Genomic DNA, 23,229 nt, shown 5'->3' on the forward strand with positions numbered 1-23,229 from the left:
GAACAAGAGGGAAATGTGCACCCCATCGGGGCCGCGGATGCCGTACGTACACTAGCCGACCGCGCCGTCGTGCAGCAGTACCGCAGGTGGGCACCACCGTCGTGGCGCGGGCAGCGTGGCGCGGACGCCGCCCGAGAGTGGCCCCCCTCTGCCAGCCCGTTTACCATTGGGCATGACTCGTCAGGACCGAGCGTGGCTCGACGTGGATGGCAGCGCGCTGCGGCACAATCTGGCCGTGTTGCGTCAGCATGCCCGCGTGCCACTGCTGCCGATGGTGAAGGCGGACAGCTATGGTCTCGGGGCGATCGGTGTGTGTCGCGCGCTGGGGGTGCCCTTTGCCGAGGGCTCAGTTCATGCACCCACCTCCACGGGCACGGCTGGCGCTGACGCGCCATGGGGCGTGGGCATCGCCTCGCTCGACGAAGCGGAAGCACTGCGTGATGCCGGCTGTGAAGGCCGCATCCTGTGTGCGACTCCGCTCTTGGCGCGAGAACTGCCACGCGCCTTGGCCCTGTCCGTCCGCCCGGCGTTGCATCGCGCCGAGGACTTGGTCGCATGGCAAGCCCTGAGTGCAGCGCGTGGGGTCGCGCATGGGGTCGCGCATGGGGTCGCGTGTGATGCCGTGGCGCCGTATCACCTGTCCATCGATACCGGCATGGCGCGCGCGGGAGCACGTTGGGACACCGTGGCCCGCCTGCGCGACGCCGTGCTGGCCGTGCCGCCGGAAGGGGTCTTCACACACTTCCACTCGGCCGACGAGTCTCTGCCGTCCCGCGACGAGCAGGATGCCCGGTTTGCCGATGCGTTGACCGTGCTGCGTGACGTGCTGCCGGCCGGGATCCTCGAGCACCGCGACAACAGTGGTGGCATCGCCAGCCGTACAACCGGGTCTCCAGGACAACTGGCCCGGCCCGGGATCGCGCTCTACGCCGGCATGTTCTCGGCAGAACTCGGGCTTCGGCAGGTGGCCCATCTCCGGGCCCGGGTGGTCGACGTGCGGGATGTGCTCCCCGGTGAGTCGGTGAGTTACGGGGCCACCTGGACCGCCGAGGGAACCCATCGCATCGCCACGCTGTCTGCCGGATATGCCGATGGATATCGACGGCATCTTTCCAACGTCGGCGAGGTACTTATCCACGGCACACGCTGTCCCGTGGTGGGCCGGGTGACGATGGACATGACCATGGTGGACGTGTCGGCGGTCCGTTGTGCTCCCGGAGACGTGGCCACGATGCTGGGCGCGGACGGATCGCAGGTGCTGACCGCGGAAGCCGTGGCTGGGCGAGCCGGTGTGTCGCCGTACGAGCTACTGGTAGGCCTGTGTTTGCGTGTTCCAGCAATCCACCACGACATCTTGCATTCTGTAAACGGAGAGTCGAGTTGAACGCAGAACGACGTGCACTGGTGATTGTGCTCGACGGGGTGGGCTGTGGGGAGGCTCCGGATACGGCCGCCTACGGCGACCTCGGCAGTGACACACTCGGCAACGTCGCTCGTGTGGCCGGTGGTATGGAAACGCCGAACCTGCAACGACTTGGCATCGCCAACGCGACGGTCGTGCCGGGGCTGCCGCCGGTCGAGCATCCGATCGGTGGCCACGGCGTCATGCTGCCCCGGTCGGCCGGAAAGGACTCCACCACCGGGCACTGGGAGATCGCCGGGTTGCACCTGGCCGCCCCGTTTCCGACCTACCCCCAGGGATTCCCGCCCGCGGTCATCGAAGCCTTTGCCAAAGCCACCGGGCGTGGGGTCGTCGCCAATTCGGTGGCCAGCGGCACCGCGGTGATCGCCGACTATGCCGAGGAGCAGCGGCGGACCGGTGCGTGGATCGTGTATACGTCCGCCGACTCGGTGTTTCAGGTGGCCGCCCACGAGGACTGGATCCCGCTGGAGGAGCTGTATCGGGCGTGTGAGATTGCCCGCGCGCAGCTCGTGGCGCCGCACGATGTCTCCCGCGTGATTGCTCGTCCCTTCGTGGGAGAGCGTGGTCAGTGGCGGCGCACCCCCAATCGGCGGGATTTTTCGATCGCGCCACCGGGGGAGACACTGCTTGACGTGTTGCAGCACGCGGGCATTCCGCGCCACGGGATCGGCAAGGTTGACGATCTCTTCGCCGGGCGGGGTATCGCCGCGCAACACACCACCGACAACGCCGAAGGCATCCAGGCCATCCAATCGTGGCTGGAAACGGCGCCACGTGGGTTCTGCTTCGCCAATCTGGTAGATTTCGACCAGCTATTCGGCCATCGCAACGATGTGCCGGGTTTCCGGGGGGCGCTCGAGGCGTTCGATCGTGCGCTCCCTTCGTTGCTTGCTGCCCTGAAGGAGGACGACCTGCTGTTCATTACGGCTGACCACGGAAACGATCCCACGACACCGTCGACGGACCATGCGCGCGAGCGTGTGCCGTTGTTGGTGGCAGGGGCACGTGTGCGTGGTGGCTCTCTGGGCGTTCGCGACACGTTCTCCGATCTCGGTGCGTCGGTGGCGCACTGGTTCGGACTCGATTGGCGCGGACGGGGCACGTCGTTCCTGCCCGAACTGCTGCACGCGTGACGTCATTGTCGTCGACCCCTTCACACGACATGGTGTTGCCGCCCGCGCATGCGCATCTGCGGGCCGCTGCCGATGCGGCGCGCGCGCATGCCTGGGCACCATACTCCCGCTTCCCGGTGGGAGCGGCGCTCGAAACCGAAGACGGTCAGGTGTTTACGGGATGCAACGTGGAAAACGCCTCGTATCCGGCAGGCACCTGTGCTGAACGTGTGGCGCTTGGTACGGCCATCGCCTCCGGCGCGCGGCGGTTTGTGCGTGTCGTGATCACCTCGCAACAGCAGGATCCGACGCCGCCCTGCGGCATCTGTCGTCAGGCACTGGTGGAATTCGCCCCAGCGCTGGAAGTCTTTGCCGTCGCGCCCGATGGACGCACGGCTCGTTGGTCGCTGGCGGAGTTGTTGCCAGCACCGTTCACGCCTGCTTCGCTCGAGAATGTTTGAGGGCGGTCGTTGGAAGGCCCCGCGCTGGCGCGGCCCCATGTTGTTGCTCACCCTCTGCGCCGCGGTGTTGTCGGCGGCGGCGTGTGGTGAATCGCTCGACGGTGGTGCGGCCTGTCCGGCGCTGTGTCCGTCGCAATCTCAGCAGTTCCGCGACACGACCTTCGAGGCCGTGGTGTTGGATACGTCCGTCAGTGGATTCCCCACACTGGGGCTGTCCTCGCTGATGCTGCTGGCCAACCGTCCTGACACCGTCGTGACTCGCGGTGTGCTGCGCTTCGATGTGCTCGCGACTTCGTTCTATCCGAACGGCACGGGCACGCTCGATTCGGTCACTACGATCGATTCGGTCTACCTGACCCTGCCTCTGGACACCACCGGACGTCGCGGAACGGTGCCGGTCACGCTCGAAGTCTTCGATGTGGACACAACGGCCAGTGATTCGGTCACGGCAGTGGTGTCCTCATTGTTTCGCAGCGACCGGCGCATCGGTTCGATCACGGTGATCCCGAGTCTGACCAGCGACACGCTCCGGGTGCCGCTCAGCCGCACCCTGGTGCAGCAGAAGATCGCCGACAAGAAGCCGTTGCGTGTGGGACTGCGACTGTCGGGGGGAGCTGGCCAACTGCGGCTGGTGGCTTTCACGTTCAGCTCCGGTGCGCCGACGCTGCGGTACGACGCCGCCACCGACACGACCTACGCGCCGCTCATCGTTCCGACGGGCACGTCGCTGGCCAATGCGACCACCGACCAGAATCTGGCGTACCAGGTCTACACGATCGTCGACAAGGGCTCACCGGCCGCAGGGCCTGATGCGCTCGTCGTCGGCGGGTATCCGGCCTATCGGTCGTACCTGCGTTTTGCCGTACCGCCCCGCATCACCGATTCCAGCACCATCGTGCGCGCCGAATTGTTGCTGACCCAGCGGCGCAGCACGTTTGCCAACGCGTCCGATTCTGTGGCGATCGTGGCCATGGTGCCGACCACCACCAGTGGTGTGGTGGACATGCGGCGCATTCTCGATCTGTCGGCCGATGGCATTTTTGCCTCCATCGACACCACGCGTATGGTGCCGAGTGACAGCGGACTGAAGACCATCAACGTGCTCACGCTGGCCCGTACCTGGGGGGCGTTGCCCACCAACGTGCCGCGCGCGCTGGCGTTCCGGATCAATCGTGAGGGCGCGCAGCCTTCGGAATTGCGGTTCTTCAGCAGCGAGACCGCACAGGCGTCGCTGCGTCCCCGTCTTCGTATCACCTATCTCCCGCGTTCGGAGTTCGCCCTGCCATGAGGTCCTCATTCATGCATCGCGTACTCTCACACCGCGTGGGACGGATCGCCGGTACATCGCGAACGGCGATGGCGGTCGCCGGACTGCTCGTCGGGGCGTCCGCGCCGTTGGCGGCGCAGGGCTCGCTGGGCAGTCTCGGTTTTGGATATCCCGTGGGTGGTCTCAGCACGCGGGCGGCCGGAACGGCCGGCGCGTTTGGTGAATTCGACGCGCTCTCGCCGCTCAATCCCGGCGCCCTCGGTGGCTTGCCACGTCTGGTGCTCAGTGCGCAGACCGAGCCCGAGTATCGCAAACTCAGTTTGAATGGCGTGAACGAAAGCACGACCATTCAGCGGGTCCCGCTGATCGCCGTGCTCTTCCCGTTCCGCGGCGGCCTCGCGCTGGGGCTGAGCGCATCGAGCTTTCTCGATCGCTCCTACAGCATGATCACGACCGGTTCGGCGATGATCGAGGGCGTGTCGGTGCCGACCAACGATCGACTCGATATTCGTGGTGCCATCGGCGATATGCGGGCGGCCGTGGGGTGGCAGATCAACTCTCGCTTCAAGATCGGCGTGGGCGGCCATCTCATCACTGGTGAGAACGTGGCGGTGCGCGAACGGACGTTCGCCGATACGCTCACCTTCGGCAGTGTGGTCGATTCCTCGCGCGTGAACTACTTCGGCACCGCGTTGTCGGTGGGCGGCGAAGTGCGTCTCGTGAAGGGCTTGTCGGCCATCGGTTCGTATCGGACCGGCAACAGCCTCAAGTCCCGCATCCGGGATTCGGTGCGTACCACGGCCGAAGTGCCTGATCGCATCGGTGCGGCCCTTCGGTACGACGGCATCACCGGCGCCACGTTTGCGCTGGGGATCGAACAGGTGAAGTGGTCCAGCATGGCATCGTTGGGGTCGAACCTGACCACCGCTCAGGACGCCAACAACGTGCGCGCTGGTGTGGAAGTGCAGGGGCCGCAGTTCCGCGGTGCGCCGATCTTCCTGCGCGCCGGTTATGCGCGCAACGAGTTGCCGTTCAGCGTGTCGGCTGAACGGGTGAAGGAGACGCGGTATTCGACGGGGTTTGCCCTGCCGATCGCCCGTGACGCGGCCACGATTGACTTCTCGCTGCAGCGCGCCAATCGGGCGCTCGCCAACAGCGGTGCCAAGGAATCGGCATGGTTGCTGGGTTTTGGCGTGCAGATCCGTCCCTGAGGTGGTGATGTCCGAGGTCGAGCAGGCAGGAGGTGTAATGACGAAAAAACCCACGGTGTACATCGAGACGTACGGCTGCCAGATGAATGTGGCCGATTCGGAATTGATGTACGGCAAGCTGGTGGCTCATGGATACGAGCCTGTGGACGCTCCAGACGGCGCGGATGTCATCCTCGTCAATACCTGCGCGATTCGTGAAAACGCCGAGACGCGCGTGATCGGCCGTCTCGGCGAACTGCGTCGATACATGAAGCCCGACACCATCGTCGGTGTCACGGGCTGCATGGCGCAGCGCCTTGGACCGCGCGTGCTCGAGCAGGCCCGTCATGTCTCGTTGGTGGTGGGCCCCGATGGCTATCGCGCGTTGCCTGCGCTGCTCGATGGCGCGCGACGTGGCGAGAAGTTCACCGCCACCGACTTCGACCTCGAAGAGCACTACGAGGATGTGGTGGCGCGTCGGTTCGAAGGCGTGAAGGCCTGGATTCCCGTGCAGCGTGGCTGTGACTATCGCTGCACCTACTGCATCGTGCCGTTTACGCGGGGCCCCGAGCGCAGCCGCAAATTGGACGACGTGGTGCGCGAAGTGCAGCAGGTGGTGGAGCAGGGGCTCAGCGAAGTGGTGTTGCTGGGCCAGACGGTGAACTCCTACACCGACGGCACACACGATTTTGCCGACCTGCTGCGTGCGGTGGGCGCGGTCGATGGCATTCGTCGTGTGCGCTACACCAGCCCGCATCCGAATGACTTCAGCGACCGGGTGATCGACGCGATGGCGTCGGTGGCCACGGTGTGCGAGCACATTCACCTGCCGATGCAGAGTGGCTCCACCAGCATGCTCAAGCGCATGCTGCGTCGTTATTCGCGCGAGGAGTATCTCGACTGTGTGGCCCGCATGCGTGCCGCCATTCCCGGATTGTCGCTCACCACCGATATCATCGTGGGCTTTCCGGGGGAGACCGATGCGGAGTTCGAGGACACGCTGTCGCTGTGCCAGGAAGTGCGCTTCGACGATGCCTTCATGTTCAAGTTCTCGCCACGCGAAGGCACGCCGGCCACCCGCATGCCGGCCGATTGGACCATCCCGGATGATGTGATGGCGGCGCGATTTGATCGGCTCGTGAAGACGGTCCGTGGCATCTCGCGCGAGAACAATCTCAAGCGCCTGGGCGACACGGTGGAAGTGCTGATCGAGAAGCTCGCGCGCGATGGCGAACTGTGGCAGGCACGTTCGCGCGACTTCAAGACCGTGATGGTGCCAGCCGATGCGGGCAAGATTGGTGACTATCTCCGGGTGCAGTTGACCGGTACGACCGGCGCCACCTTCACCGGCACACCGGTCGCGGATGCGGCCGCCGGACGTCGTGAGCGCAAGCCGCTGCCGATGGCGGTGTAGTCCGGTCGGTCGAGCGTCATCGGCGCGCCGCCGTTGAGCCTGCGCGTTCTGATGGGTGCGGGGGCAAAGAATCGATGACAGAGGCATGATGACACCGCAGTAGGGTGTCGCCATGCCTTTGCTCATTCACGCCGTCTGGTGGTGGCTCGTTGGGCTCTACCTCGGCGCCAGCGGTGGTGTGCCGCTCTCCATGATGTGGTGGGTGGTGGTCGCAGTGGGTGTGGTTGCGACCTTGCTGCGTATCGGCGGAGGCTGGGCGGTGCCCCCCGCCGGTGCATCGCGATTCGCCGCCGTGGGCCTGGTACCGGCTGGACTGCTGGTCGCATCGTCGGCATTGCAGGAGCGGGAGGCCTGCAAGGCGCTGCTCTCGCGGCCGGGTGAGCGGTGGGTGTTGTTGCATGACACGCCCTCGCCACGCAGCACGGTACGCGGCGAAGTGCGTGAGCGGCGATCTGCGCCTCGATGTCGGGTCATTGGCTGGTTCCGTGGTACGGCCTCCAACGCCGATGCGGTGATTGCACGCGCTGGTTCCCTGACGTCCTTCACAGGAACCACCTTGCCAACGATGCGCGGCGTGCGGGTCGATCAGGCCGTGTTGGGGCCGCCCCTGCAGGTCGATCGTCTGGTCGCATGGCGCGCGGCGATCGGTGAGACCATCGACACCCTCTTTCGCTTGCGTGCGCCACTGGTGCGCGCGTTGCTGATCGCCGACCAGGATGGCATCGCGCCGGAGATTCGCGATCTGTATGCAGATGCGGGGTTGGTGCACATGCTGTCGGTGTCGGGCATGCATGTCGCGATCATCGCATCGGCGATTCTGGCGGTGGGAGGCCTGCTGCGCATTCCGCACACGATGCTGGCTCCCGCCTCGCTGGTGCTGGTCACGTGGTATGTGGCACTGCTCGGGTTTCCCGCACCAGCAGTACGCAGTGGCGTGATGCTCGGCGTGATGGCCATCGCCACACAGATGCAGCGTCCGGTGCATGAATGGACCGCGTTGGCTCTCGGGGCCGTCATCCCGACGCTGGATCCACTGGTGGTGGTGGACTTGGGTTGGCAATTGAGTGTCGGGGGCATGGCTGCGCTGGTGGCGGCGCGCGGTCTGCGACGACGATGGCGCGCCCATGCGCAACGGCATCGACACGCCGGTCCGGGGGCCGCCGCACTGATGTCCTGGCTGGGGACACGTCGGGGTGTCACCGGCTGGTTCGTGCAGGAGATCTTCACCGGCATCGTGGCCACGCTGGTCACCGCGCCCATCATCGCCTGGACATTCGGGCGCATCAGTCTCATCGCGCCGCTCTCCAACCTGCCCGGTGGTGCCATCATCACACTGCTGCAGCCGGCGCTGTTTCTCGCCCTGCTGGTGGCCCCCATTCCCGGTGCGGGCGCATTCGTGGCCGACGCCACGCAACCGCTGATGGCATTGCTCGACGCGCTGGCCGGTGCAGCCGCCAATGTGCCGGGTGCGGTGCTGCCAGTGGCTCCATCACTGCTCACGGTGTTGGGTAGTGGCGTGGCGGCGGCATGTGTGGTGCGCGGCGCGGCAGCAGCGCGTGGCATGCGATGGTGGATCGGCGCGGTCGCCGCGCTCGTGGTGGCATTCTGGACCTCGCTGCTGCGCGGTGGGTCCGGTGAGTTCGAGATGCACGTGCTGGACGTGGGGCAGGGCGACGCCGTGGCGTTGCGCACTCCACGTGGACGCTGGGTGCTGGTCGACGCCGGTCCGCGGTGGCAGGGTGGTGATGCGGGCCGGCGTGTTGTGGTGCCCTATGTGCGGCGGCGTGGTGGTGATGTGGCGTTGTTCGTGCTGTCGCATGCACACGATGACCATTCGGGTGGCGCCGCGACGGTTGTGCGCGCTCTCGCACCGCGTCTGTGGTGGGAACCCGCGTTCATCACCACCAGCCAGGGGTACCGCGACGCGCTGGCGGCCGTGGCCGATGTCGGTACCCGATGGCAACGTGCACGACCGGGAGAGACTCTCACGCTTGACGGTGTGCGATTCACGGTGCTCGCACCGGACTCGATGTGGACCACTCGCCAAACCGACGCCAACGAAACATCGGTGATGGTGCGGGTGGAGTATGGCCAACATCGATTCCTGCTCACCGGCGACGCCGAACAGGAAGAAGAAACGTGGGTGCGACAGCGGTGGGGAGATGCGGCCCTACGGGTCGATGTGCTCAAGGTGGGACATCACGGTAGTCGCACGAGTTCCACCCCGCATTTCCTCGAGGCGGTCTCACCACGACTGGCGGTGGTGTCGTTGGGCACCGGCAATCGATACGGGCATCCTGCACCGGAAACGGTGGAGTTGTTTCTGAAACACCGAATCCCGCTCATTCGAACCGACCTCGAGGGTTCGATCATCGTGCGATCAGACGGTCGCCGGCTGGAAGTGGAGAGTCGGGGAGAGCGGTGGCCCGTCGTGGGTCACTGAAGTCGGATACCGGAGACCGCTTTCCGATGCTCTTGGGTAGCACGGTTGCCGGCTGCTCTTGCCGGAGCTTGCTGCCTCGGGCCAGCTTACTGGCGTACCCTCCCGGTTGGCGACCGCCACTGCGCCGACCTGTTCGTCTCATGTGTGTGAGACGATCCCTCCGAGCATTCACCGTGGAGTTCTGCTGTGGTCAAGCACACCGCGACGTCGGTCGTCACCATCGAGCGATTCATCATCGAACAGGAGCGCATGTTCCCGGATGCCACGGGTGAGCTCTCCGGCATCCTCTACGACATGGCGCTCGTAGGCAAGATGATCGCCAACAAGGTGCGCAGCGCCGGACTCGCGGACATTCTTGGCGCCACCAGCGATACGAATGTGCAGGGCGAGGTGCAGCAGAAGCTCGACGTGATCGCCAACGAAATTGTCGTGAAGGCTTTTGATCACGGTGGTCGCCTGTGCGCGATGGCGTCCGAGGAAGAAGAGGACATCATCCACATCCCCGAAGGCTTCCGCCCCGGGAAGTACGTGTTGTTGTTCGACCCGCTCGATGGTTCCTCCAACATCGACGTGAACGTACCCGTGGGCACGATCTTCTCCGTGTTCCGCAAGATCACGAGGGGCTCGCACGGCGAGATGGAAGACTTGCTGCAGCCGGGTCGTCGCCAGGTGGCGGCAGGGTACATCCTGTACGGCTCGAGCACGATGATGGTGTACACCACGGGGCAGGGCGCGCACGGCTTCACACTCGATCCGTCGATCGGTGAGTTCCTGCTGTCGCACCCGAACATCCGCATCCCGGCACAGGCGCGTTACCTGTCGGTGAACGACGCCTATGAACAGGATTGGCCGGAACCCACGCGTGCGCTGATGCGTCGCTATCGCGGGCTCGATGGCGAGCGTAAGGCGCTCAATGTGCGCTACGTGGGTTCGCTCGTTGCCGACTTCCATCGCAACTTGCTTGGCGGTGGTGTCTTCTGTTATCCGGCCAACAACAAGTCACCCAATGGGAAGCTGCGTCTGTTGTACGAGGCCAACCCGTTGGCGTTCATCGCCGAACAGGCGGGCGGCGCGGCCTGTGACGGATACGGCAGCATCCTCGACGTCCAGCCCACCGAACTGCACCAGCGCACGCCGCTGTATCTCGGCAGCAAGGACGAGGTGGACCTGGTGAGCGAGTTCCCGCTGCCCAAGTTCGTGGCTCCTGGCATCCCCGAGCGGCGCAGTGCCCACCGTCCGGTTGCACCGGCGCCCGTTCCGACGGTCTGATTTCCCGCAGGTCTGCAACCGCCGCCTTGGCAACGAGGCGGCGGTTTTGCTTGCCTCCCCACTAGATTGGCACGCATGAGCGAGCGACTCTCACCCTCCGGAATTCCGGTGGCGGCTGTGGTACGCCCCACCGATGTGACCACCGACTACGCCCAGGATCTGGGCGATCCGGGCAAATTCCCGTTCACCCGCGGCGTGCAGCCCTCGATGTATCGCGGGCGCCTGTGGACCATGCGCCAGTATGCGGGCTTCGGCACCGCCAAGGCCACCAATGAGCGGTTCAAATTGCTGCTCGACGCTGGCCAGACAGGCCTGTCGGTGGCGTTCGACCTGCCCACGCAGATGGGCATCGATTCGAGCTCACCGCGTGCGTTGGGTGAGGTGGGCCGTGTGGGCGTGGCCATCGACACCGTCGAGGACATGCATGTGCTGCTCGATGGCATTCCGCTCGACAAGGTGTCGTCGAGTATGACCATCAACTCCACGGCATCCACGCTGCTGGCGATGTACATCGTGGTGGCCGAGGAGCGTGGAATTTCGCGTGACAAGGTGTCGGGCACGGTACAGAACGACATCCTCAAGGAATACATCGCGCGTGGTACCTACATCTATCCGCCCGCGCCTTCGCTCGCGCTGACGGCGGAGATGTTCCGGTTCTGCGCGGCCGAAGTGCCGCAGTGGAATCCGATCTCCATCAGTGGTTACCACATCCGCGAGGCGGGTGCGACGGCCGTACAGGAGGTGGCCTTCACGTTTGCCGATGCACTCGAGTATGTGCAGCAGGCCGTGAACGCCGGCCTGCCCGTCGACGTATTCGCGCCGCGCCTGTCGTTTTTCTTCGCGGCACACAACGACCTGTTCGAAGAAGTGGCCAAGTTCCGAGCCGCACGCCGTCTGTGGGCGCGTTTGCTGCGTGAGCGCTTTGGTGGCAACGATCAGAGCTGCCGCATGCGCTTCCACACACAGACGGGTGGCGTGACGCTGCAGGCACAGCAGCCGCTCAACAACATCGTACGTGTGACGGTGCAGGCTCTCGCTGCCACGCTGGGTGGCACGCAGTCGCTGCACACCAACGGTTACGACGAAGCACTGGCGCTGCCCACTGCCGAAGCGGCCACACTGGCGTTGCGCACGCAGCAGATCGTGGGCTACGAAAGTGGTGTGGCGCAGACGGTGGATCCGCTCGCCGGCAGTTGGTACGTGGAGCAGCTCACCGACGAAATCGAAAAGCGGGCCGTGGAATTGCTCGCCCGTGTGGACGAGATGGGCGGCGCCGCCGAGGCCATTCGTGCCGGATTCTTCCAGGAAGAGATCGGCCGCAGCGCCTATGAGTATCAACTGCGCGTGGAAGCGGGCGAGAATGTGGTGGTGGGCGTGAACAAGTTTGGCGACGGACAGGATCCGCCGATCATTCCCGCACCGGACTTCTCGGCCCTCGAGCGTGACCAGGTCTCGCGCCTCGCTGCCGTGCGCGCGCAGCGTGATGCCAACGCGGTGGAAACGGCATTGCAGCGCCTGGCTGAGGTGGCGCCGCAATACGACACCGGCCACAGCGGACCGCGTGCAGAGCTCATGCCGCTCATCATCGACGCGGTGCGGGCGCGTGCATCGGTGGGTGAAATCGCCGACACGCTCGAGAAGGTCTGGGGCCGATATCAGCCCAGCATGTAGCTTGTGGATGGGTGAGGCGAGGAGATGGAAGCGGGAGTCATCGAGCTCACCCGCCCGAGCCCCCCGGAAACAAAGCGCCCCGCATGCAATGCATGCGGGGCGCTTTGTTCATCCACCTTGATCAGGGAGTGACCGGATTCGTTTTGGGCTCCAGCTTTGCCGCCCACAAGCCGGAGTTGAAATCCGTGAAGAGCACGCGACCCTTCCACGGCATGGCGTTCATCACGAACGAGGCGTTGGCCGTGAAGGCCTTCGGATCCATCGGTTTGAACACCGCAATTTCGCGACGCTGGTCGGCGAGGTTCCCCATCAGTTCACCGCTCACGTCCACGATGCGCACGCCGCCATCGTAGTACGCCTGATAGAGCACGTCGTCCTCGACGATGATGTCATGAGCGCCGTAGTCTTCGAGGTGATAGCGACCCACCTTGCGCGGGTTCATCGGGTCTGTGGCGTCCACGATGTGCACGTACCCACCGGATGTCTGCGCCACACCACCCGGTGTGCCCAGCGTCGAACGGTAGTTGGTGCCTTCCCACACACGACCGGCACGATTCATCTCCTCGTCGCCGAGGAACAGGTACACACGGCCCGTCGACTTCTGGAAGTACGGGTAAATCTCGTGACCGGAATTGATCGCGAACACGTTGATCAGTTTCGGCTTCTCGATCGTCCCGCCCCACTTGCCGTTGCCCACGTCCACCATCACCGCGCCGGCTCCGCCCTGGGCCGAGTACGCGATGCCATCGTGCACCCACAGATCGTGGATACGGGCATTCGGGTGCTGGTATTCGCTCACGTATTTCGGCTTCGTAATGTCCTTCACATCGATGATGACATACTTCTGGCCACCGGAGATGGCGAAGAGGTAGTCATTCGTGGCGAACATGTTGTGCACGCCGCCCGTGAGTTCCTGATCGAAGGAGCTGGCGATCTTGGGATGCGCCGGGTTGGCCAGATCGAGAATGACCACCCCGTTCACGCGATTCGACGCACCTTCACGGGCCAGTACGCCGTAGCGGCCATCGGGTGACACGGTCACGTCGTTGATCGTGCGAGCGTCGATCTTGATGGAGTCGGTCTTGACGATGTTGTCCATGTTCGTGATGTCGAACACGAGCGCATAGCCATCGCCGCCCCAGGTACCCACGAGGCAATAGTCACGACCATCCTTGCCGGCGTACGGCCACAAGTCCGACGTGGCGGTAGTGTTCACTTCGCCGCGGCCGGTGACGGTGATGCGACGCACCACATCACGCGGCTTGGCTTCGAGCACCTTGCGCGCGGTGACATTGCCCGACGTGGCGAGCAGCGTGAAACGACCCGGGTAGTTCGGCGTGAAGCGACCCCAGTCGACGATGCCAGGACCACCCGGTGCCGCCGTGGTATCGTCCGGGATGTACGTGTAGCTCCACGTGATCGGTGCATCCTTCACCACCGCACCAGCGGCGTTGCGCGCCGTGGCATTGAGGTGCACGACCTGACCGGTCAGGATCACGTCTTCCTTGATGTCGAGCGCGATGCGCGTCACCGGGTTCGTGGCCACCGTGTAATTCTTCGTGGCCGTCACCCCCTCCGATTCGGCGGTGATGACCGCGGTACCGGCCTTGAGGCCCGTCACGGTGCCAAAACGATCCACCGATGCCACGGTCGGATTGCTGCTGCGCCACGTAGCCACCAGACCGTGCCGCGGGCTGCCGTCGGCGTGTGCGCCGGCCACTTTGTGCCCAATGGAAATGCCGGTGTAGAGGCGACCGGAATCTGCAGTGATGGTCAGCTTCGACAGCGCCGGCCAACTCACGATGACTGGAATGTCGAGCGTGATCGGACCGTTGGCGCCCATCGCCGTCGCGCTGGCCGTGTACGATCCGGCACGGAACGCGCGGATCTGCCCGTTGCTCACGGCAAATGCCTGACGCGGTCCCACCACACGCACCTGGCCGTCTGCAACGACGTTGCCGGCTGCATCGTATGCAGTGACAGTGAGCGCCTGTGACTCACCAGCGCGGATGGTCACCTTGGCGGGATTGGCGACCAGACGGGCCACGGCGGCACTCGCCGCTGCCTGCTGCTGAGCGCCAAGCAGGGTCGGCACCATTGCCGGCGCCGCGAGTACCACAGCGGTGGCCAGTGTGACGAACCGCAGGTTGCGCGCTAAGTTCATGCTGTTGTCTCCAGTGGGAAAGATCAGTCGAGCGTTGTCCCAGACTGCCATCATGCCTTCCGATATCTGCACCCGCAAGTTGCTTTCGCGTACACCTGGGTTAACGCGCTCCGCACGGGTCTTCGTTGCTGGTGTCGCGTGTTTTTCCACGATGGGTGTACTGGCCACCGACCTCGCGGCGCAGGCCCAGCCGGCTGCGGTGCGTGCTCCTGCGGCCCCGACGAAGAACTACTGGGTGTATGTCGGCGCCGAGTCGGCTGATCACATCTATCGCGTGCGGTTCGGTCCCACCGGTGCCGCCGTTGAGAAGGCAATTCCGATCGGGGAACTCGCAGCCGAAATGGAAGGACCACACGGTCTCCAGATCTCGGCAGACGGCAAGTACCTGTACATGACCACCGGTCATGGCACACCCGATGGCAAGTATTGGAAGTACGAACTCGGGCCCGATACACTCGTCGGCCCGGGTGTCTCGCTCGGCAACTTTCCGGCGTCCATCGACGTCACGCCCGATGGGTTGTATGCCCTCTCGGTGAATTTCAATCTGCACGGCGACATGATTCCGTCGAGTGTTTCGGTGGTGTACACGCCGAACGGCACGGAAGTCGCACGCATCGTCACCTGCACGATGCCACATGGCAGCCGCGTGTCGCTCGACGGAAATCACCAGTATTCCACCTGCATGATGGATGATCAGCTCGTGGAAGTGGACACACGTGCATTCGAAGTGTCGCGTCGTTTCAGTTTGGCGAAGGGCAAGGAAGGCCCGTTGCCACTCACGGCCGGCACGATGGCGGGCATGAATCACGGCGCCATGGACCACAGCGCGCATGCCGCAGGTGGTGCGGCGCCTGCGGTCAAGCCGGCCGGCCCGGTGATCGATCCGGCGCAGGTGGGACGTGCCGGCATGGGCATGGAAAAACACGACATGAGCACGCCCGCGTCGTGTTCGCCCACCTGGGCGCAGCCGTCGGCCAAAGGCGACAAGATCTTCGTGGCCTGCAACAAGGCCGATGAAATTCTCGAAGTCGACACGAAGGAGTGGACACTCACGCGTCGCATCAAGACCGGTCGTGGCGTCTACAATCTGGCCGTGACCGCGGATGGCGCACTGATGGTGGCCACGCTCAAGCAGGGCAACGCCGTCGAGATCTATGATCTCGCCACTGGCGCCAGCGTTGGGGTGGTGCCGACGTCCAATCGCCTGGCACACGGCGTCACGCTGTCACCCGATTCGCGCTATGCGTTCGTGAGCAGCGAAGGACAGGGCGCGCAGCCCGGCAAGGTCGACGTGATCGATCTCCAGGCCCGCGCCAAGGTCGGCACGGTGGATGTGGGTCAGCAGGCCAGCGGCATCACCTTCTGGAAGATGAGCAACTGAGTATCGCTCCCGACCACGACCCCGCGCGCGATTCATCCGCGTCGGGACACGAGCAGACAGCGAACGACAGCACGGCCGCGGCGCATCCGCGGCCGTTGCCTGTCGTACGGGCCATGATCGATGCCCTCGATCGTGACCTGCTGCAGATCATTGCCCGTCGCAAAGCGCTGGTGGCGGAAGTGGCGTCGTGGAAACGACAGCACGGCCTGCGCATTCGCGATCCGCAGCGCGAGCAGCAGGTGCTGCGCGATCGGCACGAGCACGCGGCCGAACTCGGCCTGCCCGCGGGGGAAGTGGAATCGATCTTCCGGCTGTTGCTGAGATCGAGCCGCGATCAGCAAGCCGCGCTGCGTGCCGAAGTGCCACTCGATCAGGCACCCCGTACCGTGGCGATCATCGGTGGGCACGGCAAGATCGGGCGGCTTGTCGCGCGACTCTTTGCCGATGTGGGCCATCAACTGCTGATCGTGGACACCGATACGGTATTGCGCGGCGCCGAGGCGGCCGCTGCCGCGGATGTCACGGTGATCAGTGTGCCCATCGAACTGACGGAGCGCGTGATTCGCGAGGTCGGCCCGCATGTGCGTGCCGAATCGTTGCTGATGGACGTGACGAGCATCAAGGAAGCGCCTATGCGGGCCATGCTCGAATCGACCACGGCGAGTGTGGTGGGCACGCATCCCATGTTCGGCCCCAGCGTGCACACGGTGCAGGGGCAGCGCGTGGTGGTGTGTCGCGGCCGCGGGGATACGTGGGCCGACTGGGTCTCACGTACGCTGGCCGCGCGGGGGCTCGTAGTGACCGAGACCACGCCGGAGCAGCACGACCGCGCGATGTCGGTGGTGCAGGTGCTCACCCACTTCCAGACGCAGGTGCTGGGGCTCACGCTGGCCCGCATCGGCGTGCCGCTGGCGGAGACCATGCCATTCACCTCACCGGCGTACCTGCTCGAGCTGTACGTGGCGGCGCGGCATTTTGCGCAGGACCCGGCGCTGTACGGCTCGATCGAGATGCGGAATCCGCGCACCGGTGATGTGACCGCGGCGTTTGGTGCGGCGGTGCAGGAGCTTGCCCGCGTGATCGCCGACGGTGACCAGGCCGCGTTCACGTCACTCTTTCAGGACGTGCGGGCATTCTTCGGCGATTTCACCTCGGAAGCGCTGGAGCAGTCGAGTTTCCTGATCGACCGGATCGTGGAACGGCAATAGATTTCCCATGTTGTTCTGCCTTTTTCCCGCCTAACCGGAGCCACCATGCGCTCTTCTTTTCGTCTCGCCGGACTGCTGGTCCCGGCCGTCTTTCTCACCAGTATCGCCGCGACCCGTGTGCCGGTCGCTGACTGGACCGCCAAGCTCGCCGGCAAGGATGGCCGCAAGGTGACCGGTTCGGCCACCGTGAAGCCCACCGCCGACGGCAAGGGGGTCGATGTGCAGGTCACCATCGACGGCGACACACCGGGGGCTACGCGTCCGTGGCATATCCACACCGGCAGTTGCGCCAAGAGCGGTGGGGTCTTTGGTGGCGGGCGGGCCTACTCGCCCATCATTGTCGACGCCAAGGGGCATGGTGAGGCAAAGGCCACGGTGGCCGCGACGCCGGCGGATACCACCACCTACTACGTGAATATTCACGATTCCGCAGCGGCCATGAGCATCATTGTGGCCTGTGGGGATCTGGCCAAGTAGGGTGGGCCCTGCGTGACGGGCTGAGAGGGGGCGAGGTCAGGCGAAACACCTGAAACCACGTCCCCTCATTCGTGTAGATTTCATCATGAAGATTTCTCTGTCCTCTCGGCGCCTCGCGGCCGCCGTCGGCGTGCTCCTGCCGTTGCTCGCTCCTGCCGTGGCGGGCGCCCAGTCCAAGACCACCATTCGCGACCGCGCCCGTCAGGAAGCGGTGAAGCAGGTGACGTCAGACGAGTCCCGCTTCTCCGTACTCGATGGCGTGGTGACCGACTCGTTGCTCCGGCCGCTCAACTCGGCGGATGTGACGGTGGTCGGCACCGGCGCACGGGTCGTGACCTCCGAGAATGGCCGCTTTCGCATGTTGCAGGTGCCACCAGGGCAGTACCTGCTCATTGTGCGTCGCATCGGCTTTGCGCCGACCTCCGGCATGATCGAGGTGCCGGCGCGCGATACGTTGCGCCTGAGCTATGTGCTCGAGCGTTCGAACAACATGCTCGACACCATGCGTATCCGTGGCACTCGGGTCACGATGCGTATGCGGGAGTTCGAGCAGCGGCGTCAGCAGGGGGTCGGACAGTTCGTGACCCAGGAAGAGATCGAGCGCCGCGGTTCGCTGGCCACCGCCGATTTCCTGCGCTACATGCGCGGCGTGGAAGTGTCTCAGGTGACCACGCAGCTCTGGGGTGGGACGCAAGTCTATTCCCGTCGTGAGGGGGCCGGCATGAGCGATGGCGTTGGCGCCAATTGCGCCATGCAGGTACTGCTGGACGGCATCATCCTGCCGAAGAACTTCAATCTCGATCTGCTGCCCCCGCCCAAGCAGATCGCTGGGATCGAGGTCTATTCCGGCGCGGCGACTATGCCGCCACAGTTCGGCGGACCCGATCGTCGCTGTGGTGCGGTCGCGTTCTGGACTCGCGACGGCTACAACTGAACCAACTGAACGACAGGCAGGGCGGGGCCACGAGCTGATCGATGTGCTGCGAACCTGCTACTCCGTCTCGATACGCACCGAACACAAACGCCCCCCGGATTTCTCCGGGGGGCGTTTGTGTATCCAACCTCAACTCGCTGCGGTGATCAGCAGCCCGGACCAGCCAAGGCTCCGGTCTTGCCGACGCGCTGCAGGCATTCGGTCTGCGGGATCGGCTGCACACGCGCCACGAAGTGCGCGTTCACACCCGTCGTGATGTCCAGCGGAAGCTGGTTCAGACGGCCGTAGCGGCGCATATCCACCCACCGGTGTCCCTCGTACAGCAGCGAATAGCGCTTCTGCAGCAGGATTTCGGTGAGGACGTCGGCATCCGACGACGAGGCCGTGAGCGTGGTTGGCGCGAGGCCGCCCGAGTTCACACGGATGTTGTTGATCATCGTGATCGCACCCGCCTTGTCACCCGTTGCCAGCAGGATTTCGGCACGAAGCAGGATCAACTCTTCGTTCCGAATCAGTGGAATGCTGGACGAGATGGTCGGGTACATGTTGAAACCAAGTGTCGACGGGATACCGAGTCCCTGCGGAGCAACACCCTGCGGACGGGTGCCGATCTTAGCGAGGAAACGGTTGTCCTTGGTACCGTCGGCCTTGAGGGGCGCGTCGGCATCGATCGACATGTGGGCGTACAGGGTGGTGTTGGTCGACACGTTGAACGGATTGTTCACGTCTGGCGCCGCCGCGTACGGATGGAACACACCCACATTGTACTGCGCCGCCGTCGTGGCCGACGTGTTGATGAACGAGGCATCCAGTGCTGTGCGAGCACGGGCCCACGCTGCTGCCCCACCGCCCGACGTGGCATAGTACGCCGCCGCTCGTGCCGCGAAGGCACGGTTGAAGCGGATGTACGTGGCCGGCGTGTTGAAACCGGCGTAACCACCGTGGAAGGTGAACGGGAACGCCGTCGTGCCGGCAGCCACGAGATCCGCCTGTGCTTCGTCCAGCTTGGCCAGAATGTACTTGTACGTGGAATCACGCGAGACGAACGGCGCGATTTCCGTCGCATTCTGGTTGATCTGGAGCACAGCGCCGAGTGTGTCGCGTGTCGCGATGACATACAACAACTCGATCCCTTCCATGGTCTTGGCAAAGCCAAGCGCGGCCCGCTTCTGGGGTTCCGTGAGCGACGAGGCGGCAACCGTGTTCTTGAAGTTGAACACGTCGCGCAGGTTGCCGTAGGGGCCCGCCCAGCTACCGATGGCAAAGCCAGCCGGATCGAGCTTGTTCTGGCCCGACAAGCCGATCAGGTAGGCCGACGTATTGCGGCCTTCTGCTGGCGTGTAGTTGTACGACTCACGTCCGAAACGACCCAGGTCGCCGATGTACGTGCCGGTGTTGCCGCGGTTCTGGCGCAGCAGGCCAGTCGCCTGCAACTGCAACGCCTGAGGATCGGCGCTGGCACCCGCCACCGTCGGGAAGTTCGGGTTGGTGATGTTGAGCGTGTCCTTGCTGCAGGCAGCCAGCGAGAGCGACGCGAGGGACAGCGCACCGATGGTGCGCGTGGTCTTCGAAGTCATCCGTGAGACGCCGGAATGGTTTGTTGTCGTCATGGAATCAGAACCCCAGGTCGACGCTGAAGAAGAACTGGCGGCTCGACGGGTACGGCGCGAGGTCGATGAACCGGTTGAAGTTCTGATTGCCGAAGTTGTTGAACTCCGGATCAAAGCCCCAGTAATCCGTGAACATGAACAGGTTACGGCCGCTGAGGTTCATACGCAGCGACTTGGCCTTCACCTTCTGCGCCCACGAATCCGGCGCCTGGTAGTTCAGCGTGATTTCACGAACCTTCACGTACGAACCGTTCTGGATGTACACGCGCGTGTCGCCAGCGTTGAACGTGGCGTAACGGCAGGCACCCAGCGTCTGGTTGCCGCACAGGCGTGAGCCCGGCACATAGCTCGCATCGCCCGGATTGCCCGAGCCACGCGGCGTGATGATCTGCGTCGGCGCGCCATCGTCGTAATCACGGGCGTTGCCACCTTCATCCCACAGGTTGTTCGTCATGTTCGACACATCACCACCCGCACGCCAGTCGAGCAGCACCGACATCGTGAGGCGCTTCCACGTGAAGTCGTTGTTGAACGTGGTGGTGTGGATCGGGTTCGCGTTGCCCGTGATGGTGTCAACCGCAACGTACGCCTGCGTGGCCTGGTTCCAACGGAGCGGCGCGTTCGACCAGATCAGCGTCGAGATCGTGTTCGCCGCGATGCGGTTACGGCCGTAGGCGGCACCGAACGAGTTCGGCGCGTTGAAGGCCGGCACCGGGATGTTGTTCGTGTACTGCTTGTTCGTGTTGTAGATGATACGGCTGGTCCATTCGAAGCTGCCGCGACGCAGCGGCACGAGCGAGAGGACACCTTCCGAACCCAGCACGGACAACTGACCACCGTTGATGATCTGGTTGCCCAGACCCGACGACGGCGGCAGCGGGAACGTGAGGAGCAGGTCGGTGATCTTACGCTGGTAGCGCGTCGCTTCGACGCCGATGCGTCCACCGAGCAGCGTCGCGTCCACACCGAATTCCAGTTCGTTCATGACTTCCGGCTTGATCGCTGCGTTGCCCAGCAGCGCGGCCGATACGAGCGAGCCCTGGCCAGCCATCGTACCACCGTTGGCGTAGATCACGTCACGATCGCCATAGCGCGGACGGTTGCCCGACTGACCCCAGGCGCCACGGAACTTGACTTCATCCAGCTTGTCCGTGAACGGCTTCACGAAGCGGTACGAGCCCGAGTACTTCGGGAACAGGTAGTACTTCTCGCGGTCACCATTCGCGCTCGAACGGTCGGCACGCACGCCGACGTTCAGGGCCAGCTTTTCGTCGAGGAACAACGCCTGTTCGTTGACGTACAGCGACTGGTCGCGGAACTCCGCGCGGTCGTCTACGATGGCCACGTCGGTCGCCGAGGCGGCCACACGCGATGCGGGCAGCAAGTTGCGGCCGCGGATGCGATACTGATCCACCTTCTGACGCTCATACGTACCGCCAACGGACGTGGTGAACGACGTGATCAGCGACGTGCCCGGCGTCCAGGTCCATACGGCGTTCACGCCCGCGTTGGTCTGGAGGCTGGAGATGTTGTTTTGCCCCGCCGTGCCGCGGAGACCGTCGGCCGGCTCGAACTGGAGGTAGTTCGGCGAGTACACGACGCCTTCCTGCTGGAAGCGATCGACACCGGCCAGCATGGAAAGCTGCACGCTGTGGCGGGCCGTGGCCACCGCGGCGTAACCGACGCGGAGGTTGCCGGCCTGACGGAACACCGTTTCGTCACCCTGCACGGCTTCCATGACTTCGAACGGGTTGGCCGTGTTGAAACCGCCGCCGTGGAACGGCATGAGCGGCAAACGGCCGTCGGCGCCACGCTTCTGCAGGTCGATGATGGCCGGCGTGTAGCCCAATTCGTACGTCGGGCTGGTGCCCGAGTTCGCGTTGTTGCCGATACCGCGCTGCAGGAAGTTGCGCGTCACGTCCACACCCATGCTGGCCGTGAGCTTGCTGCCGATCGTCTGATCGAGGTTGATGCGGCCACCGGTACGACGCGCGCCGGTGTTGATCATGATGCCCGATTCCTGACGGTCGTTGAGCGAGGCGAAGAAGCGGGTGTTACCCGAGCCGCCCGCCGCCGACAGCAGCGTTTCCCACGACGGGTCGGTGCGGCCGTAGAGCTGCCCCTGCCAGTCGTAGTTGGTGCACTGCGGGGTGCAAGCCGCGCGAGCCGCCGCTTCACCGATCGGGCCGCCGACGAACGGCAGCACGTGGTCGAGGTCGCGGTATTCACGCTGGCCGAGCGAACGCACCATCTGCTGGGTGCCGACGCGCTGCGTCAGGTTCCAGCGCGTGGCGCCGGCCTGGCCCTTCTTGGTCGTGATCACGACCACGCCGTTGGTGGCGCGCGAGCCGTAGATGGCCGTTGCCGCCGCCGACTTCAGGACTTCGATGCTCTCGATGTCGTTGGAGTTCAGGTCGGCGAGACGATTGACGACCTGGTCCTGGCTCGAGCCGGTCGTGCCTGAAGCACGGGACACGGAGCTGGCACCCGACGAGTAGCCAGCATTCGAGATGATGACGCCGTCGACGACGTAGAGCGGATCACCCTGCGCCAGCACCGACGTGGCGCCGCGGATCTGCACCTGGGCACCACCGCCCGGCGCGCCGCTGTTTTCGAACACGCGGGCACCGGCAACCTTACCAGCCAGGTTGCTTTCGACCGAGCGGGCCGGCACGCGATTGAGTTCCGTCGCGCTGACCGAAGCCACCGCGGTGGCAGCCACACGACGATCAACCGTCGTCGCGGCACCCGTAACCGTCACACCTTCGAGCTGCAGCACGTCCTTGTCGAGCTCGAAGTTGGCCGTGGTCGCCGTCGGGGCGACTCGGACCGTGGCGCGCTTGTAGCCCAGCGTACGCGCCATGAGTGATGCTTCACCGGCCGGCACCCGGATGCGGTATTCCCCGCGTTCGTTGGTGCGCACACCGACCTGCTGGCCGACGATGCTGACAGTGACATCTGGAAGGGGTTGGCCGGTGCCAATCATTGTCACCTTACCCGTGATATCACGGGTCTGCGCGTCCGCACGGAACGGCAGGAGGGCGACCATGGCAGCCGCGGCCACGAACTTGAAGAACCTACCCATAGGGTCTCCGATGGAGGGGAGTACTGCGGCGGATCGCTCGACGTTCTGTCGCAAGCAGATGGAATGTCCATCACAGGCGATGCGGGAGGTCCCTGTAACTGAACAGTGACAGACCCGTCG

At 64.6% G+C, this 23,229-nt stretch carries 16 protein-coding genes; 13 read left to right on the plus strand and 3 right to left on the minus strand.

All coding sequences use genetic code 11. From position 1 onward, the window contains the following. Positions 1–172 precede the first annotated feature (172 nt). From alr to GAU_RS07440, 9 genes are all read left to right on the plus strand, one after another. On the plus strand, positions 173–1,384 hold the full coding sequence (gene alr / locus GAU_RS07400) for an alanine racemase (RefSeq protein WP_012682938.1): 1,212 nt from the start codon (positions 173–175) through the stop codon (positions 1,382–1,384). Further along, entirely contained in the window at positions 1,381–2,556 is a 1,176-nt protein-coding gene (locus GAU_RS07405; RefSeq protein ID WP_012682939.1) for a phosphopentomutase, read from the plus strand. The genes alr and GAU_RS07405 overlap by 4 nt, the downstream gene beginning before the upstream one ends. Next, positions 2,553–2,996, plus strand: a complete 444-nt coding sequence (gene cdd / locus GAU_RS07410) for a cytidine deaminase (RefSeq protein ID WP_197526063.1) — start codon at positions 2,553–2,555, stop codon at positions 2,994–2,996. Before GAU_RS07405 ends, cdd begins: the two co-directional genes overlap by 4 nt. Before the next feature lie 37 nt (positions 2,997–3,033). Continuing rightward, entirely contained in the window at positions 3,034–4,284 is a 1,251-nt protein-coding gene (locus GAU_RS07415; RefSeq protein ID WP_012682941.1) for a hypothetical protein, read from the plus strand. Continuing rightward, the gene (locus tag GAU_RS07420; RefSeq protein WP_156798941.1) at positions 4,281–5,474 is read left to right on the plus strand and encodes a hypothetical protein; all 1,194 of its coding nucleotides are present in this window, start codon (positions 4,281–4,283) and stop codon (positions 5,472–5,474) included. The genes GAU_RS07415 and GAU_RS07420 overlap by 4 nt, the downstream gene beginning before the upstream one ends. Positions 5,475–5,511: 37 nt before the next feature. Next, positions 5,512–6,867: a tRNA (N6-isopentenyl adenosine(37)-C2)-methylthiotransferase MiaB gene (miaB, locus tag GAU_RS07425; protein WP_012682943.1), complete on the plus strand. Its 1,356-nt coding sequence runs from the start codon at positions 5,512–5,514 to the stop codon at positions 6,865–6,867. Between the two features lie 112 nt (positions 6,868–6,979). Further along, on the plus strand, positions 6,980–9,310 hold the full coding sequence (locus GAU_RS07430; RefSeq protein WP_012682944.1) for a DNA internalization-related competence protein ComEC/Rec2: 2,331 nt from the start codon (positions 6,980–6,982) through the stop codon (positions 9,308–9,310). 186 nt (positions 9,311–9,496) lie between these two features. Continuing rightward, a complete protein-coding gene (fbp, locus tag GAU_RS07435; protein ID WP_012682945.1) occupies positions 9,497–10,579 on the plus strand; it encodes a class 1 fructose-bisphosphatase in 1,083 nt (360 codons plus the stop codon). A 75-nt stretch (positions 10,580–10,654) separates the two neighbouring features. After that, positions 10,655–12,250 carry an acyl-CoA mutase large subunit family protein gene (locus tag GAU_RS07440; protein ID WP_012682946.1) on the plus strand — a complete coding sequence of 532 codons (1,596 nt, stop codon included), beginning with the start codon at positions 10,655–10,657 and terminating at the stop codon, positions 12,248–12,250. A 121-nt stretch (positions 12,251–12,371) separates the two neighbouring features. Here the strand turns inward: GAU_RS07440 and GAU_RS07445 are convergent, their stop codons facing one another. Further along, the gene (locus GAU_RS07445) at positions 12,372–14,414 is read right to left on the minus strand and encodes an Ig-like domain-containing protein (protein WP_169307623.1); all 2,043 of its coding nucleotides are present in this window, start codon (positions 14,412–14,414) and stop codon (positions 12,372–12,374) included. 52 nt (positions 14,415–14,466) lie between these two features. Here GAU_RS07445 and GAU_RS07450 point away from each other — a divergent pair, with 52 nt between their 5' ends. The 4 genes from GAU_RS07450 to GAU_RS07465 all read left to right on the plus strand — a co-directional run bounded on the left by GAU_RS07450 (position 14,467) and on the right by GAU_RS07465 (position 18,414). Next, the gene (locus GAU_RS07450; protein ID WP_156798943.1) at positions 14,467–15,795 is read left to right on the plus strand and encodes a YncE family protein; all 1,329 of its coding nucleotides are present in this window, start codon (positions 14,467–14,469) and stop codon (positions 15,793–15,795) included. A 95-nt stretch (positions 15,796–15,890) separates the two neighbouring features. Next, positions 15,891–17,003 (plus strand): bifunctional chorismate mutase/prephenate dehydrogenase, encoded by a 1,113-nt coding sequence (tyrA, locus tag GAU_RS07455; protein WP_012682949.1) that lies wholly within the window; start codon positions 15,891–15,893, stop codon positions 17,001–17,003. Between the two features lie 45 nt (positions 17,004–17,048). After that, positions 17,049–17,480 carry a CHRD domain-containing protein gene (locus GAU_RS07460; protein WP_012682950.1) on the plus strand — a complete coding sequence of 144 codons (432 nt, stop codon included), beginning with the start codon at positions 17,049–17,051 and terminating at the stop codon, positions 17,478–17,480. Positions 17,481–17,565: 85 nt separating this feature from the next. Beyond that, positions 17,566–18,414: a carboxypeptidase-like regulatory domain-containing protein gene (locus GAU_RS07465; protein ID WP_012682951.1), complete on the plus strand. Its 849-nt coding sequence runs from the start codon at positions 17,566–17,568 to the stop codon at positions 18,412–18,414. Positions 18,415–18,560: 146 nt separating this feature from the next. On the opposite strand, the gene GAU_RS07470 is transcribed toward GAU_RS07465, so the two are convergent. Both GAU_RS07470 and GAU_RS07475 read right to left on the minus strand, forming a co-directional pair. Next, a complete protein-coding gene (locus GAU_RS07470) occupies positions 18,561–19,991 on the minus strand; it encodes a RagB/SusD family nutrient uptake outer membrane protein (protein ID WP_012682952.1) in 1,431 nt (476 codons plus the stop codon). 37 nt (positions 19,992–20,028) lie between these two features. Continuing rightward, positions 20,029–23,109 (minus strand): SusC/RagA family TonB-linked outer membrane protein, encoded by a 3,081-nt coding sequence (locus tag GAU_RS07475; RefSeq protein ID WP_012682953.1) that lies wholly within the window; start codon positions 23,107–23,109, stop codon positions 20,029–20,031. Between the last annotated feature and the right edge of the window lie 120 nt (positions 23,110–23,229).

The sequence above is a fragment of the Gemmatimonas aurantiaca T-27 genome, assembly GCF_000010305.1.
Classification (GTDB): Bacteria; Gemmatimonadota; Gemmatimonadetes; order Gemmatimonadales; family Gemmatimonadaceae; genus Gemmatimonas; species Gemmatimonas aurantiaca.

Excerpts from the sequence above, each read along its gene's own strand:
- alr (WP_012682938.1), top strand. The coding sequence starts at position 173 with ATGACTCGTCAGGACCGAGCGTGGCTCGACGTGGATGGCAGCGCGCTG.
- GAU_RS07415 (WP_012682941.1), top strand. The coding sequence starts at position 3,034 with ATGTTGTTGCTCACCCTCTGCGCCGCGGTGTTGTCGGCGGCGGCGTGT.
- GAU_RS07420 (WP_156798941.1), top strand. The coding sequence starts at position 4,281 with ATGAGGTCCTCATTCATGCATCGCGTACTCTCACACCGCGTGGGACGG.
- miaB (WP_012682943.1), top strand. The coding sequence starts at position 5,512 with ATGACGAAAAAACCCACGGTGTACATCGAGACGTACGGCTGCCAGATG.
- GAU_RS07430 (WP_012682944.1), top strand. The coding sequence starts at position 6,980 with ATGCCTTTGCTCATTCACGCCGTCTGGTGGTGGCTCGTTGGGCTCTAC.
- GAU_RS07440 (WP_012682946.1), top strand. The coding sequence starts at position 10,655 with ATGAGCGAGCGACTCTCACCCTCCGGAATTCCGGTGGCGGCTGTGGTA.
- GAU_RS07445 (WP_169307623.1), bottom strand. The coding sequence starts at position 14,414 with ATGAACTTAGCGCGCAACCTGCGGTTCGTCACACTGGCCACCGCTGTG.
- GAU_RS07450 (WP_156798943.1), top strand. The coding sequence starts at position 14,467 with ATGCCTTCCGATATCTGCACCCGCAAGTTGCTTTCGCGTACACCTGGG.
- GAU_RS07460 (WP_012682950.1), top strand. The coding sequence starts at position 17,049 with ATGCGCTCTTCTTTTCGTCTCGCCGGACTGCTGGTCCCGGCCGTCTTT.
- GAU_RS07465 (WP_012682951.1), top strand. The coding sequence starts at position 17,566 with ATGAAGATTTCTCTGTCCTCTCGGCGCCTCGCGGCCGCCGTCGGCGTG.
- GAU_RS07470 (WP_012682952.1), bottom strand. The coding sequence starts at position 19,991 with ATGACTTCGAAGACCACGCGCACCATCGGTGCGCTGTCCCTCGCGTCG.
- GAU_RS07475 (WP_012682953.1), bottom strand. The coding sequence starts at position 23,109 with ATGGGTAGGTTCTTCAAGTTCGTGGCCGCGGCTGCCATGGTCGCCCTC.